Below are 15000 nucleotides of genomic sequence, written 5' to 3'. Positions count from 1 at the left end.
ATAGGCGTGGGCCTCCTCAAGAACGCATAGCAATGGTCTTTCCCTTCCACCTTCGGGCAGGTTTTGAGCCCAAAACAAAGCTTCATAGACCACGCGCAGGACCGCACCTACGAGGTCGTTTAGGACGGATGAAGGTACGCCGGACAAGTCGAGGATCGTGATTGGTTTGTCGTTACCGAGCCAGCGCGACAGCAGGCTGTCCAGATCCTCCGTTACCGCCCCGTCTTGGTTCGGGCTCCATTCGTCTGGGCGGAATAGAAACTGGAACTGCGGATCGCGTAATCGCGATCCCAGGATGCCGATTTCGCGCCGAGCGTTAATCGGGTCTGGTCCCCATTGGACGCGCTCTGTAGCAGGTCCAGTTGTTTTGACCATACGGTAGAGCGGTGGAACGACCCTGTCAGCGTTGCCCGGTTGAAGCGGTTGACCGTTCCCGTCAAGTACAAACGCCGGTTGGAGATCGCCAGCTGTGCCGCCGGGGTCCGGCACGACGGTCTGGTGCTCGCGGCAGTGTAGTTCGAACCAGAGATGATGGATCGAGAAGGGGATCGGACTGTCCGCGTTGATGCGATCCCGAGTTAGGCCGTCGACTGGGTTGGCATCGAACGATGATCGCTTCCGATCAGCAATCATGTCGCCGATCACGGCTTTGGTTTCATCGTTCAAACTTCCAAAGGTCAGCCGGATCAACTCATCGAAGCTCAAGGCCCAGAAGGGAACTCGGAGCGGCACCTCGTCTCGGTCAAGATAAGGGTCGATCCGGAGCACGGTAGCGACATCTGCCAACGCCTGCCCGTATTCGCCATGCACGTCGAACAAGAGTATGCGCGAGGACGGATAGACACCGGCGGTCGAGAGCGCAGTCAGGATCGCGGCTACCGTGGTCGATTTCCCGGCACCCGTCGTCCCGACGACTGCTGAGTGGCGTGTCACAAGCTTGTTGATGTTGACCAAAGCAGGAATGGAATCCGCGCTAGCGAGGTGGCCGACACGTACAAAGTCGATCGGATCTCCAGGACCATAAATGTCTCTAAGATCCGCTTCAGTGACGATGTGGACAGCGTCGTTGATTGTCGGGTGCTGGGAGACACCACGTTCGAAACGCCCCTCCCGTCCTTTTTCACCGACTAACTGGACCCTCAGCCATTGATTGCTGTCGGGTTCGAGCGCACCCTCCCGGACGGGGGCTGCGCCAGCGCCAACCTGCGACACAAGGCCGAACAGGTTGGTGTAGCCGAGCGGTATCCGCACAAAGCTGCCGACTTGACCAATGCGGTAGGCTTCGCCGTTGTGAAAACTGAGGCCGGTCACCGTGTCCGTCACTAGGGCGACACTGATTGACGTTCCCGAGACGTCTTGAACAGATCCAATGAGGGTCGAGCTGGCCTTCATATCGCCGGACCGGCCTCCGCTTCTCGGTCGGACAGCTGAGAAGCGAGTAGCGAGCCGAAGGCAGCGAAGTCCCCCAGCAGCCATTTGCACTGGCCGTCGGGTGCATCGGAGCGGTTCGGTAGTGCCTCGTTGGTAACCGCGATTTCGTAAGCCGGATTGTTGTCCTTGTGTTCGTAAGACCAATCACGCTTGACGGTGCCAATGACGCCCCCATCGGCTGCCATCACTGTAAGGTTCGCGTGTCGCCGTGCTAGAGCTACCGCGTCGGGGACCGATGATAGGTCACCCCAGATCAGCGCCAAGCACGAGGCATTGGGATTGCCTGCAAGGCCTTGGACCAAATAGGCATTGATGTGCTCGTCCACGAACGAATAACCGCAGGTGACGACAACGCTTTGGTGAGCGCGAAGAAAGACGCGAAGGCGATCAAGCATCGCTAGATACGGCATCTGTCGACTTTGGTCGTACTTCAGATGTGACGGGTAGATGAGGAGTTGTTCCCCATCTATCCGATCACGGCTCCGGCGAACATGATCGTCCTTGGTAAGCCACCAGTTGATCGAACCATGCATTTTCCAAAGTCGCGCCCAACGGGATGGAAGGTCGTCTTCCACCATAGAGTCCAGATCAAGAAAAGCGCTGGCTGACCCGACGAAACCGTCAAAATACGGCACGCCGCGGTTTTCCAGGGCCTGCTCCATCAATTCATCATAGTTGGTCGTAAAGATTTCAACCGGATGCTCTCGAGGGATGGACTGAATCCAGCTTGCGAGGATGTGGTAAGGTGTGCCTTCGGCAGGCAGCGGTGTCGACACGGCAGTACGGACAGTGGTGCATGCCCCCTGATCGAATGCTTGCAGCTCTGCCTTAGAGAAGCTGTCGACACCATTACCATTCTCGCCGCAGAGCGACAGAAGCGTTCGTGTATGGCTGAGTAGATCTTCGATCGTGGGGTTATTAATACCTCGCCCCTCAACCCGCGCCCACAGCCCTTCCGTCACAGCCTTGGTGGAAGCATCACTGAGCAGGGCGGATTTGACTTCCTCGGTGAGACCGGCGATGTCAGGAATCAACGGCTTCCCACCATCCCGGATGGACAACGGACACCCCGCCCCCAACAGAAAAGCGATCCGCATCCGCCCAGGAGATAGGCGCTGAAGAATGTCAGTCACCCGGCGATAAGGATCGTGGGACAGGGAAGTGCCGGCTGCCGTAGGCGTGTAAGCCCCATTCGTATTGATTTGTTCCGACATTTGAACTCACTGTTACGCGCACCCTCTACAGGGTATGGGTTACACTGTTTCGCGTTATGGTATTCAACTTGAAACAGAAACACCTAAATCGCAAGCTCGTGCTGCGAACAGTGAGATTGCCGTCACTTGATACTGAGCAATAGCCTACTATCATAAATCGCAGTCACCGCTATCTTGAGCGCGCCTGGACAGTGGTCCTTCCCATGCTCAGAGGATCGGTTCGATAGCAGGCTTTCGATTTTTCGCAGTGAAGTCAGGCTCGGCCATTGCTGCCGTTGGACTTGGTCATTTGAAATGGGCGTACCTGCCTTTTGCTCTCTCAAAGCTCTCCCTGAATTGTTCACCATTAGACCGGATCGTTTCCTGCAAGGTTTCGACTGCTGCACGTGCGGGATCATCATCGTTCCTTGCTGTAAGCGCCGCCTCTGATGCGGCAAGCCCAACGAGTTGCTGACGGAGCAGTTCCGCTTGTGCGACGCGGGAGGCTTCTAGAATCCGTTCTTGATCCAGCAGACCTGTTCGGTCGAGTTCGATCCGGCTGACTTCCGCGCGAGCAAGGTCCCAAAATCGGTGTTCCGGCCACCGACTTCGATTGGTGTCCGCATTCGGGTGCGTATACCGGATTTTGTCCAGCACGGTTTCGAAGATCGTCTTGATCTCCCGATGTAGGTCTGACCAACTCGTCACGTCGTGTTGATCCTTCAGGCATTGCTTTCCTGCGCGTGCTTCGACTCGCCAAACGGCGCCTTCGTGGCGGTCTTTGAAGTTCAAAGGCTTTATTCCCCTGCGCGTCATCTCTACTTCCCAAATTTTGAACCAAGGAGCCTTCAATGGCTTATTGGTCACTTCAAGCCGCTTGTCATAGACGATGACTTGGCGCCGGTTTTTGGTGCCCGCTGTGACGGAGGTATAACGTCCTGATCGGCCGTGTGATTGAATGGTATCTACCTCTGCATGATCGGAGCGACCCATGCGGGCGTGCAGCACGAAGTTGTCGGGTTGGAGTTCGAAACCCGGTGCCAGAATATCCACTGCGAAATCTACTCGCCCGATGCTCTCTGGGTTTGGATGGAGCATGCAGCCAAGCGCATGCAACGTGTCTTCGATCTGAGCCCGGGTTCCGTCGACTCCAAACTGTGACACGGTGAGCGACTTAGCGGAAAACCGGATCGTCCAGGGATCTTTAGGATTTGGTCGCCTGAAGAACCATGTTCCGCCGAGCGGGCCTGTATCGCATCGGAAAGGGTAACCGCCGGCGCCGCCGCTTTCAGCGACATGCATTCTGATGCCGCCATGTTCAATCAGGATTTCGCTGCGTACTTCGATTGCACGGGCCTTGGCGTCTTCCAGCTTCGCAAGGAATGCATCCGAGATGTGCCCCTTATAGGAAACGTCTAGATTGTCGAAGCCGCTGTAGATCGTTCTCATTACGCCAATCTCTCATCTTGTATTTGTAGAGGGGGGTGCTACAGGGACCCCCCTCTTGGACTTCCGTCCTCTTCGATCTCTCGATTTTCAGTGGGCCGACCGCTTCGCGGCCGGCTTGATGCGCGCTCCGCGCAGGGGCAGCATTTGTTTTGGGGGCGGCTTTAGCCCGCCCGAAGGGAGGGCCAGGGGAGGCAGACGGCTGACGCCGTTGCCTGCCCCTGGCTTTTGAGGAAACGCGGTTGCGTCCGCCCCCAAAATCCCCGGCCGTGCTGCCAACCCGGTCGGGGCAAAATTGTCTAACCAAATCGACTAAACAAGCTGCGAGGAGCGGGCAAATTGAGCCCGCTCCTTGCGGAAGCGTTTCAGTTCAGCTACAAGCGCAGATAGACAATACGACTTGTGTTTCGGGCAGTGTCCGGTTGCCGCCGGGCCTGCCCTTTTTATTGACCCCATGAATTACCTCCTTGATCGGACGTGTTCGAGCGAAGGGCGTTGTCAGCCCACGCTAGGAGGTGACGCCGGCGATATCTCACCGAGCGCTTTGAAATCTTTGAGTACTGAGGCCCGCCACCTCTTAGCCGCCAGTTTTGAAGGGTTCGAACCGAGTAGCCGATGAACCTGGCCGCCTCGCGTTCGTCGATCAGTTGATCGAGGTATTCGGGTGACGCCTGCTCGAGAGTTTTGTCTTCTGACATCTCTTACCTCCACTAGTGCCACGCTCAATTGCGTGATCGGAGGTTAAGATCCTCTGTGTCTTGCCGAATGAAAACGGCGAGTCTTTAAAACGCAATTATCAGAAACAGCGGCAGCATTGTGTTCAATTTAACGTATTGATTTATGGAGTATTTTTGACGACGGGCGAGCAATTAACAGGTGGCAAGTGGCGTTCGCCTAATTCTTTCTGCCAGGGTTCCCAGGCTTTTTCCACGACTCAGGAACCATTGCATCCCAAATCTTTCCCGCTCTGTAGCCCGTCAAGCCCAGCTCAGTTCGTGCCCATTTTCTGAAGGCCACCTTTGTCCAAGTCTGGTTGAGATCGATCCTGCGTTGCAGAGCGTTACGCGCTTTCTGTGCCTTGTACTCTTTGGAATCCGGATCGAGCTGTAGGGGGTGATTGTCTTCCAGCCAATCATCGAATTCGCCGCGCCGAAACAGAACAACGACGTGTCGGCGATGCCCGCCCAAGAGCGTTGCCGGAATGCGGGTCATAGAAAGATGCACGTCTAAGCGGAAGTGGCGATTGCCGGAGATTTGGCTTGGATCTAGTGCGACGTCGCCGTCGAGAAACGCTACGAGCTCTCCGCTGTCGATGGCTCGCCGAAGTTCGGTCTCGACCGCAATGCGTCTTTCGAACGGGATTTGATGATCGCCTGAGCGGTCGCTGCTTTCAGCAGCAGTTGGTTTCGATAGCTTCTCTAATTCTTGGGTCACGGAGCGCTGGAAATCGGGATTGGCGCTAGCTGATCTCGCTCGCATTAGGGCTTCTGATGCCTCTTTGTGTCTTATCGAAGCATCTTCCGCAGCGGCCCGCATTGATGACGGCTTTTGAGCCTTGAACTCATTCCCGGCCCATTGCTTGCCAAACATCCGTTTCCCGAGTTTGGAGAATGCCTGCAGCAATGGATAATAGTGCTCTGGATCCAATTGCAGCCCTCCGTGGGCGATCTAAGCCGCTTCGAAACGACGTGCTATCTACATACCCTGCGCCGGTCTAGCCCTTGCTGACCAAGTGTGGTGGTTCGATACGTTTATATATCTATATAGGAACGCGTCCGGCATGCGTCCGTCTATATAGATAGATATAAATAGGGCGGTCATTCGATCAGTTTCTTAAGTTCGTCTATGGTCATAGGTGGATTGGTTTTGTGCACCATTCGGTGGCAGTTTGAGCATAAGACCGCGAAATCCGTCCTAGGGTTCATTGTCGCTACGTGACCTGGGTTTAGAGTTGCCACAGGAACAAGGTGATGGGCTTCAATGAAGCCTTTTCCGATCTCGCCATATGTTTTCTCAAAGTCGAAATCGCATACCTGGCAAACGTAGCCATGGACCGCTTTGACCTTCTTTGCGTAGGAACCCGAGAGTTCGAGCTTGTAGTGCAGGCGAGCTTGGCGAATGTGCGTGATGGATTTTATTGTTGAATCGGCGTCGGTATGATCGGAGCTGGTAAGGTCGTCCGGGCCACCTCGGTAAATCAAGGTTCGATAGAGCTCGATCATCTCGCGAAGATCATCGGCGAGTTTCGTCTCGGCGGGCAGCGAAGCTGTTTCGTAGCGAACGCCGCATGCATGGCCGTTTTCGTAATTGGTGGCGAATGCTCCGTCTGATCTCAGGTCAATTGCTTCAAGGGTCATAGTGCCGAGGTCACCTGACAGGCGGGACCGCATAACCGCGGCTCGCCTTGCAAGTTCATCTCGACGCTTTTTACCGGTGCCAAACTCTGCCTCAAGTTCTGTCGTTGCGTGCTGAAGCGATAGATAGACGACGCTCATATCCTCAGCGAACAGATAGACCACATAGTATCCGAATTGCGCGCTTGTCGTGACCAGCGGGTGCAGTGCCGCGATCCAAGGAATGAGAGCCCATCTTCCGGCCGGACCCACACCTGACGAGTAGAGAAGATCTGACTGGTTCAGGGTTTCGGACAACGCTCTTGGTGCGTCGTGGCGAATGAAATGCGCGAGCGGGTTCTTTTCGAACGTTTCAGTGCGGGCCGTTCCATACTCGTCTGCAATGCGCTTAAGCGTCTCGTGAAGCATTGGTTCCCTCCCGCTAAGGGGGAAATTCTAGCGGTCCTTGCGGAACGAGGCCAGGTTCACGACGGAAGACGTGTGGTCGCCACTTGCTGCGGCAGGGGCAGGCCAATTGAGCCCCATCTGCGCGCCAATCTGTGCGGATGCCGTGTTCGCCGCTCCGAGAATATGAGCCTCGGAGAAATGACTGTACCGAGCGGTCGATTGCAGATCGTTGTGGCCAAGGAGCTTTGCCAGTTCGTCGCGGCTGACACCAGCCATCATCGCATGAGAGGCATAGGTGTGCCGCAGGTCGTGAATGCGAGCGTCATCGAAACCTGCCTTCTTGCGGATGCGCCGCCACGGCTTTTGAAGGTCGGTGAGATGCGCGCCTTCTGCGGCTCCGACAATCACGTAGGGATTGCCGGGGACGCGCTCTATGCCGTCTAGGATCTTTGAGACCTCGGCCGTCAAGGGAATGCGCCTAGGGCCGGTCTTACTGTCTGGAATGAAAATGTGCGGAGGCTGCACATAGCTCCATTTGAGCGTCTGTATCTCCGTGAGGCGACATCCCGTAGTGGCCAACAGCCGGAAGGCGTTGCAGGCGGCGGGGCTTTCTTCGCCTGCGGCTTCAAGTGTGTCGAGCGTTGCGAACAGGTGGGCAAGCTCAAGCTTGCTCAGATACCTCTCGCGGCCTCTCTCACGGTACTTGGGGACGTGACGCGTCGGATTTGAGCCGTCGGGCCTGAGGCCCCAAAGCTCCGCCAGGTTGAACATCTTGGAGATCACGCCGAGCGTGCGGTTTGCCTGGTAGGGCCGATGGCGGTTCTTGTGATGAAGTTCAGCGACGTCGCTGCGGGAGATGTCGCAAATTTTCCGAGACCCGAAGGCGGGTTTGATGAACAGATCAACCGCGCGCTGGTACTCGCGAATGGTCGTCGGCTTGCACCGGACCATCACATACTCATCGATAAATCGGTCGCAAAGCGCTGAGATATCCGGCGCACGTCGATAGACGGCGATCGCTTCGGCTGGATCTTCCCCGCGGGCAATTTCTCCAAACAACTCCCGGGCCTGGGTGCGAGCTTGATCGACGGTAATCGCGCCATGTTTGCCGATCGTCACACGGCGCTGACGCCCGCTCGCACGATACTGGATCATGTAGCTCTTCTTGCCGCTCGGGAGCACGCGGACTCCGAAGCCGGAAACATCGCCGTCAAAGACGATGTAGTCGGTCTCGCGAGGGGCGAGAGCATCGACGGTGCGCTTGGTTAGACGGGGCATCGGGCGACCCTCCTGGAAGCAGGATGGAAACATCTGGAAGCGAATTCCAGAGTCTCATGGAGTATATCGCCGTATCGAAGAAAGTCAAATAATATATGTAAAACAGTTATTTACGTAATTCAGCGTTGGTCGCCGTAAGTTGGCGTAGACAGTCGCAGATAACTCATAACCTGAAGGTCGCAGGTTCAAATCCTGCCCCCGCAACCACCTTGGCCGAACCCACGTAAACACCAAGAACGCCCGCCCCTCCGGCGGGCGTCTTGCTGTCCGGACCTTGGCAAGCCGACTCGATCATCGCCGCGATATCGCCGATCAGCTCGACTGGCCTTATGCCGTCTTTGGTCTTGGCGCCGATCTCTACGCGCTCGATGAGCCCGCGGAGGATATCCAACGCCTCGGTCCGCACGCCCTCATTCCGCAAAGCTGTATGCAAGTCGGCTACCCGCTCGGCGTAGAGCTTGGCCAGGTTCGGGTGCAGCAGAGGCGGGTTCGGCGCGGGCGTTTCTAACTCCGCTTCCAGAGCGGCTTTACGGTGCTCAAGATCCTCGAGCTTGCCCTTGAGACCGTCAGTGCGCAGGCCGTCGGCAATCGCGTCGTACAGCCCATCCAGCTTGCGGCGGATGGAGGCCAGGTCCTTCTCCTTGCCGGCTTGCTGGGCGACATCGGAACTGCGTAGCCGGTTTACCTCGGCATGAAACTCCGCGATGAAGGTCTCCACCACCTCCGGCGCCATCAGATTGGACTTGAGTGCATCAAGGATGCGGTTCTCAAGATCGTCGCGTCGGATCGAGGCCGTATTGCTGCAGGATCCGGATGCCCGGGCGGTCGAGCAACCGAGATAATTACGGCCGACAGAGGCAAAGGCGCTTCCGCAGGACGCGCAGAAGACCTTACCGGTCAGCAGATGCTTCGCGCGACGGCGTTCCCAGAAGCGGGTCTCCCGCGCCTTCTCGACGCCCGGGGAGGTCCGGATGTCGGTCTGGCGTTCCTTGACGTGATCCCAAAGGGCGTCGTCGACGATCCGGAGTTCGGGCACCTCGGCAACCAGCCACTCCGAGGGATCGTTGAGGCGAGAGACCCGTTTGCCGGTGGACGGGTCTTTGATGTAGCGCTGCCGGTTCCAGACGAGCCGGCCGACATAGAGCTCATTGTTGAGTATGCCAGTACCCCGGGTGATGTGGCCGCGGATGCTGGTGTCCCGCCAGAGAGCGCCGGAGGGGCCGGGAATACGTTCGTCGTTGAGGTACTGTGCGATCGCGCGCGGCGAATGGCCGGCTGCGAACAACGTGAAAATCCGACGCACGACCTCGGCCTGCGCGGCGTTGATTACCCGCTTGCCGCGTTCTGGTTCTCCGTCAGATCCGATGTCCCTGACCACATCATAGCCATACGCGTTGCCGCCGCCTGAGCATCCCTGCGCCACACGGCCTCGCAGGCCGCGACGGGTCTTGTCGGCGAGGTCCTTCAGGAACAGCGCGTTCATCGTACCCTTGAGGCCGACATGCAGCTCACTGACCGGTCCCTCGGACAGGGTGACGATCTGCACCCCAAAGAATCGAAGCTGCTTGTAGATCTGGGCGACGTCCGCCTGATCGCGGCTGAGGCGGTCCAGGGCCTCACAGACCAGAATATCGAAGCCTTTGTCGCGGGCAGCGTCGAGCACGGCCTGAAGGCCCGGCCGGACCATGGACGCGCCCGATAACGCCCGATCACTGAAGTCGCCAGCCGGCGACCAGCCTTCACGCTCGATCAGGAGCGCACAGAGGCGAACCTGATCCTCGATCGAGGCGTCGCGCTGGTTATCGGAAGAGTATCTGGCGTAGATCGCTGCACGCACGGGAGGGCTCCATCATCAGGTCAAAGCACCTGAGCCATGCCCTCCTTGGCGTAGGCTCACGATCAGTTTGAACCGTCAGGACGCTATGTCAAAGATTCAAATGTAGTCGCCGATGTCTTGCAAGGCCGTGGAAACGGCTGTGCTCATCGGCTTGCCACCTCGGATCGCGGCGATAAGGCTCTGATACTGCTCATGCCCGGCCTTACTCTGAGCCTGGATATAATGCTTCCTACCGGTCGCAAGATTTCCATGACCGAGCAGTCCGGCGATCATCCATGCAAGTTCCGGGGACTGAAGATACATGAAGGTGGCAGCGCAATCCCGGAACAGATGAGGGTTCACGGGAAATCCGAAAGCGTCGCGGGTGCGCCTCCGAATCGCCTGGTAGATCCCGATCGCCGTCAGTCGGCGCCCCGTGCCTGAGGACACCCAAAGGTGTTGGCAGGAGTCTTTACCGAGGAGAACCGGCCTGAAGATCGCCAGATAGTGTTCGATCGGCGCCGTCAAATTCGTCGGGCACGGCACATTGATCGGATTGTCAGTCTTCACCTGCTCGGCGGTCAGATGAATCTCGAATTGCACAGCCTGACACGTGAACGAGGAACCAATCTCGAGGTCGGCTAGGTTCTGACGACGAATTGGGCGCTGTGCCAGCAGGGCGATCAACAGGCCGTCTCGGAAGGTGGTAGAGGCATCCTTCGTGGGTGTCTCGTCGACAGTCTGTTTCCAAGCGTGTTGCATCAGTCTCTCGCCGAGGCCAATCAGGACCACTGGGGCTACGATCCGGCCGGACTTGGAGACGGTTGGGGCACCGCGTTTCATCCGGGCTGCCAGTGCCCGGAGATCTGCAATGTCTACTTCCGGGCACGTCACGGAGAGAAACATTGCGATCGAGTTTGCTCGTGTTCCGATCGTCTGCGGAGCGCGGCCGAGACGCTCAAGCTCCTTCAGGTATCCGAAGATCTGGTCGAGGTCCGCACGCAGCTTGATCGACCCACTGAGTGCCTCCGTCTCCGACTGGGCCAGATACTCAAGATATTGGCCCCAGGCGTCGATGAGATTCAGCCGCGTCGTCTCTTCGTAAGAATCGGCACTCTTCTGATTCTTTGGTTCCAGAAGCGCGGCTGTCTCGAGGCTCTTGAGGAAGTCGGCAGGTCCTGCCTGGCAAGAGACGAGCCACCGTGTCCGGTCCTCCTTCGGCCAGTCGAAGACCGGCCGGATATGGATCATGGTGTGAGCGAGCGCGGTCATCGTCTCATCCTCCTAGCTCTTCTTGTTCTTCTTGCCGCCCCGAAGGTTGGCGATCAGGTCGTCGTAAACCTGCATCGCCTTCTTCTGGTCGACTGATGAGTAGTACTTGGTGGTGGTGTCGAGCGAGCTATGTCCGAGGATCGTGCTCACGGTCTGATATGCCGTCGGATAGGCGTCGAGCAGGATCTGCGCCATGACGTGGCGGAACGCGTGCATGTGGATCTTGATCCCCACCTTTTCGAGCACCGAGCGCTGCAGCTGCTCTCTAATGGTGGTTTTGTCGAGGTGACTGCCTTTGGTACCGGGGAACAGCCAAGGCGACTCAGCGCCGGGGAGTCTGCCGCGATACTTGATCACATAGGTCCGGATCAGCGTCGAGGAGGGGGCCGGCAGCTCAAAAGTGATGCCCTTGCCACCCTTCGTCTCCGAGCCCGGGATTAGCACAATGAGCTTGTCGGCCGACGAGTCCGCCCAGTTCAGGAAGTGCTTGTCGAGCCGAAGCGCGAGCAGGTTCTTCATCCGGATCGCGGCGACGATCAGGATCTCCAGTGCTGCAGCGGACCGCATCGTCCGAGCAGCGCGAGCGGGCTTGTCTTTGGCGATCTTGATCGCTTCTGTCATCAAGGTCTGCGGCAGGGTCAGCAGCTTGAAGCGCGTCTCGGGATTGGCCGTCGCTGCCAGCACCTTGTTGGCTTTCTCAGAGAGGCCCGTGCTGCCTCCTCCGAGCTTCTTGTGAATGTTCATCTCCAGCGCCCGGAGCGCTTTCAGGTCGTGGTCACCGAGGCCCACCGCCGACCCAATGGCGGTCAAAGCGGCGGCGATCCGGAAATGCATCCAGCACAGCCGACCGTCCTGGTTGATGATGTACTTGACCGACGCAAGAACCAGATTGGCATTGAGCGCGGCGCGCAGGTCTTTGACCGTGTCGATCGGCCCTATTCTAACCAGAACCGACAGATGGCGCTGGAGTGCGTAGCGGTAGTTACCGACCGTTGCATCAGCCCAAGGCCTACCCTGACCCGACGCTTCGGCAGCGGTAAACTCGGCTATCGTCTCGAAGGACAGCAGAGAGGGGACTCCTGTCGCCGACTTGCGCTTCGCCTCGAACAACGTCTCGGCTTCGCTCGTGAGGTGTTCCGGCAACTCCGACCAGGTGACGGACTTGGCAGCGGACGGCGTCGGCGGGGTCACGGCTGGGATCGGCCAACCTTCGACCTGCGCCGCAAAGTCGTTCAGAGCCTTGCAGGTCCGGCCGTAGACCTGAGCGGCATGCGGCGTGATGGCGGACTTAAGCCCAATCTCAAAAAGCGCCATCTTCTCGTCATCGATCTCGGACGGGCTCCAGCCCCGTTTGGAAGCGAAGTGCGCGAGCCGAGAGATCGGCCGGGCACGCTTCTTCGTCGGGATCAGGGTAATCACCGCCTGCCACTCCGGCGTCAGTGGGCTGGTGTGCTTGCCCGGCATAACGTCCCGGCCAGTGAGCTTCAACGCGGAGCGAAAGCGGGACTTGATGTTCTGGAAAGAGGCCTTCTTCAGCCCAAATGTGGTGGCCGAGATCGAGGCGAGCTTGCTGTTGAGCATCGCGATGTCGATCGGAGCCGCGATACCGAGGGCGATGACCTTCTCGGCCATGAACCGAGCAGCGGCGATCAGCTCCTTCTTCTTCGTATCCGCGATGTCCTGCAACGCAGTGATGTCATCGAGAAGATCAGCGTAGGTGCCGGACGGTTTGGTCGTCGTGGTCATTTTAGCCCCGATGAGCATGTGTTAGAACGTATATGCAGAAGTGATTGCTGTGATGCAGGGATATGTATTTGTGAAAACCCCCGCCTGTATTTATTTGTTGAAGTGAGGAGGGGGTTTTCACTAGAGGAGGACTAGGCGTCGTTAGCCTCAATGAAGGCATCCAGATCCAATGAACGGATGCGGACAGTCCCGCCGATCTTCTTCGCCTTGAGCTTGCGGTCCCGGATCCACCGACGAACCGTGGTGTGATGAACGCAGAGTTCGGTGGCTACGGCGTCGACCCTCATCCAGTGATCGTGCTCTGCGGCTGGCGGATCACTCAGGGTGGTCTTGTTGATGGTGACCGGCATCGGTCTTTCCCTCCTTGGCTTCGTTCAGTGCGTCACGAGCCGCTTGGCGCGCCAAAGCTTTCGCCAACTCCGTCAGTGCAGAGGGGAGGACAGATGTCTGATCAGGCCCACGGTCGTGCATGGGCTAGTCATTTGAAGCAGGTTTACCGTCAGGTCACGAAGAACGAGCGTGCTGGATCCTTTGCTGACCCAGGAGAGTATCTGGAGAGATTATCGCGCAATTAGAGAAGTAAAGGGCCCGATAGCCATTCAGGCTTCGTCCCGCCGGTTACTTTCTGACTTAACACACGCTTAGACTAATGCCGTGCAAACTATTGCCGTGAAATCAAATCGTCGTTTGCCGACCGCCACGGCTGTCACAGCCAACTCAATACCCCTGAGCGCCGCTTGGGCGTTCAGGGGTGAAGCCGATCATGTCTAACCGCAGGGCCGACTGGCTCTTGCCCAGTCTGGGTTCGACCTGTCTACACAGGGTCTATCGGAGGATTCTCGATCTTGGTGATCGTGACCGTCATGGAGTTCCAGAGATCGAGATGGATATTGTGCTGCTCCAATATGTGGTGAGCAGCGTGTAGCGAGATGTAACGATAATGGGTATCGACGACATCTGCGGTATAGGTCTTGAACCGGTTCCTGGTCTTGGGATCTGGCACTTCAGCGCTTAGCGTTATCCGCCAGATGGTGGACTGCTTAAAAATCGAAGTGCTGGACTCAATCATGTCAGATTTTGTGGGTGGCATGGCCGTTCCTTTCAATGGGGAATTTAAGTATCTTTCCTGAATTTACTTGGTATTCAATATTATAATCATTCAATAATGAAAATTTTTTAATTTATTTAATATGAGATAAAGTAAATTAGTGTTTAATATGTCAGGGTATGGGTAAGTAATAGAAGTATTTATTCGAGTTGATGGTAGCGTTCGATGTGCTTATTAGGCTAGGCTTGCTTCAGCAAATGACGGAGCGAATAAACGTTCACGTCGAGATTGATGTGTGGATTATATACAGTGGGCAGGAGCATGGTCCGAGCTTACCATCTTCTGGAGGGGCTATTGTCACGCCGTAATTTGGCGATCGCATAATTCTGCTCGGTCGAACGGCTGATCTGCTTAGTTGTCAGGAATGGGCGCCTTGATGCTGTGTGCGGTGAGCGTACATAACCGCGACCATTTCGACCGATGTTGTTGAAGAAGTGGGTTGTCGGCTCGTCGTCGAGACAGGGCAATGTTCGCCGGGACTGGGCGCAAAGGTTCCCACGACCGTCAGGTTGCCGGTACCGGTGGCTGAGGGGCACAGATCTTGGCGAGCTTTCGGAGGTTCTGGGCGGTGGCGGCGAGGAGGAACTCGTCTCGGGCGCCGCAAGGGCCGCGCAGTCGCAATCGGCCGAGCTTCAGGATGCGTTTGAGGTGGGCGAACAGCATCTCGACCTTCTTGCGCTGTCGGCGGGAGGTCGCATAGGCCTCGGTCTTGGCGATGTCGCGGGCCATATCCCGCGCCCCTTCATGGATTGATCTGGGGATCTTGCGTGCCGGTTCCTTGGGACAGCAACTCGGCTTCAGCGGGCAGGCGTCGCAGTCGGACTTGCTGGCCCGGTAGATCCGGGTGTCGTCTTTGGTCACGCCGCTCCGCGGCTTGGTGAACGAACGGCGGTTGTTCTGCAGAAGCTTTCCGCCGGGGCAGGTGTAGGCATCGCTGTCATGATCGTAGGTGAAGTCCTCGCGCGAGAA

The 15000-nt window shown here is 57.4% G+C and carries 12 protein-coding genes (1 of these 12 only partly in view); all 12 read right to left on the bottom strand.

What is annotated here, in order from left to right; genetic code table 11:
• Window positions 1-1392 carry the 5' portion of an ATP-binding protein gene (locus tag BLS34_RS24355; RefSeq protein WP_093154572.1) on the bottom strand. It extends 516 nt beyond the left edge of the window, so only the first 1392 of its 1908 coding nucleotides appear in the window; the start codon lies at window positions 1390-1392; the stop codon falls past the left edge of the window.
• Window positions 1389-2645, bottom strand: a complete 1257-nt coding sequence (locus tag BLS34_RS24350) for an SIR2 family NAD-dependent protein deacylase (protein WP_093154569.1) — start codon at window positions 2643-2645, stop codon at window positions 1389-1391. Before BLS34_RS24350 ends, BLS34_RS24355 begins: the two co-directional genes overlap by 4 nt.
• Window positions 2646-2930: 285 nt before the next feature.
• Window positions 2931-4073 (bottom strand): hypothetical protein, encoded by a 1143-nt coding sequence (locus tag BLS34_RS25690; RefSeq protein WP_139189467.1) that lies wholly within the window; start codon window positions 4071-4073, stop codon window positions 2931-2933.
• Window positions 4074-4513: 440 nt separating this feature from the next.
• Entirely contained in the window at window positions 4514-4768 is a 255-nt protein-coding gene (locus tag BLS34_RS24340; RefSeq protein WP_093154564.1) for a helix-turn-helix transcriptional regulator, read from the bottom strand.
• Between the two features lie 196 nt (window positions 4769-4964).
• Complete coding sequence (locus BLS34_RS25685) at window positions 4965-5717, bottom strand: hypothetical protein (protein ID WP_139189466.1); 753 nt, start codon at window positions 5715-5717, stop codon at window positions 4965-4967.
• Between the two features lie 170 nt (window positions 5718-5887).
• A complete protein-coding gene (locus BLS34_RS24335; protein WP_093154562.1) occupies window positions 5888-6832 on the bottom strand; it encodes an MrcB family domain-containing protein in 945 nt (314 codons plus the stop codon).
• 27 nt (window positions 6833-6859) lie between these two features.
• Window positions 6860-8089, bottom strand: coding sequence for a tyrosine-type recombinase/integrase (locus BLS34_RS24330; RefSeq protein ID WP_093154559.1), 1230 nt, complete (start codon window positions 8087-8089; stop codon window positions 6860-6862).
• 163 nt (window positions 8090-8252) lie between these two features.
• Window positions 8253-9926, bottom strand: coding sequence for a recombinase family protein (locus tag BLS34_RS24325; RefSeq protein ID WP_093154556.1), 1674 nt, complete (start codon window positions 9924-9926; stop codon window positions 8253-8255).
• Window positions 9927-10022: 96 nt separating this feature from the next.
• A complete protein-coding gene (locus BLS34_RS24320) occupies window positions 10023-11177 on the bottom strand; it encodes a site-specific integrase (RefSeq protein ID WP_093154554.1) in 1155 nt (384 codons plus the stop codon).
• Window positions 11178-11189: 12 nt separating this feature from the next.
• Window positions 11190-12923 carry a tyrosine-type recombinase/integrase gene (locus BLS34_RS24315; RefSeq protein WP_175474375.1) on the bottom strand — a complete coding sequence of 578 codons (1734 nt, stop codon included), beginning with the start codon at window positions 12921-12923 and terminating at the stop codon, window positions 11190-11192.
• Between the two features lie 131 nt (window positions 12924-13054).
• Entirely contained in the window at window positions 13055-13273 is a 219-nt protein-coding gene (locus tag BLS34_RS24310) for a helix-turn-helix domain-containing protein (RefSeq protein ID WP_093154549.1), read from the bottom strand.
• Window positions 13274-14535: 1262 nt separating this feature from the next.
• The coding region (locus BLS34_RS24300) for a transposase (protein WP_175474374.1) at window positions 14536-15000 on the bottom strand (465 nt) is incomplete at its 5' end.

Origin of the sequence: Thalassobaculum litoreum DSM 18839 (genome assembly GCF_900102465.1) — a bacterium.
In the GTDB taxonomy this organism is placed as follows: Bacteria; Pseudomonadota; Alphaproteobacteria; order Thalassobaculales; family Thalassobaculaceae; genus Thalassobaculum; species Thalassobaculum litoreum.
The sequence above is the reverse complement of the archived record's forward strand: the minus strand, read 5'-3'. Positions and strand labels throughout refer to the sequence as shown.

Coding starts and splice junctions, on each gene's coding strand:
- BLS34_RS24350 (WP_093154569.1), bottom strand. CDS start 2,645: ATGTCGGAACAAATCAATACGAATGGGGCTTACACGCCTACGGCAGCC.
- BLS34_RS25690 (WP_139189467.1), bottom strand. CDS start 4,073: ATGAGAACGATCTACAGCGGCTTCGACAATCTAGACGTTTCCTATAAG.
- BLS34_RS24340 (WP_093154564.1), bottom strand. CDS start 4,768: ATGTCAGAAGACAAAACTCTCGAGCAGGCGTCACCCGAATACCTCGAT.
- BLS34_RS24335 (WP_093154562.1), bottom strand. CDS start 6,832: ATGCTTCACGAGACGCTTAAGCGCATTGCAGACGAGTATGGAACGGCC.
- BLS34_RS24330 (WP_093154559.1), bottom strand. CDS start 8,089: ATGCCCCGTCTAACCAAGCGCACCGTCGATGCTCTCGCCCCTCGCGAG.
- BLS34_RS24320 (WP_093154554.1), bottom strand. CDS start 11,177: ATGACCGCGCTCGCTCACACCATGATCCATATCCGGCCGGTCTTCGAC.
- BLS34_RS24315 (WP_175474375.1), bottom strand. CDS start 12,923: ATGACCACGACGACCAAACCGTCCGGCACCTACGCTGATCTTCTCGAT.
- BLS34_RS24310 (WP_093154549.1), bottom strand. CDS start 13,273: ATGCCGGTCACCATCAACAAGACCACCCTGAGTGATCCGCCAGCCGCA.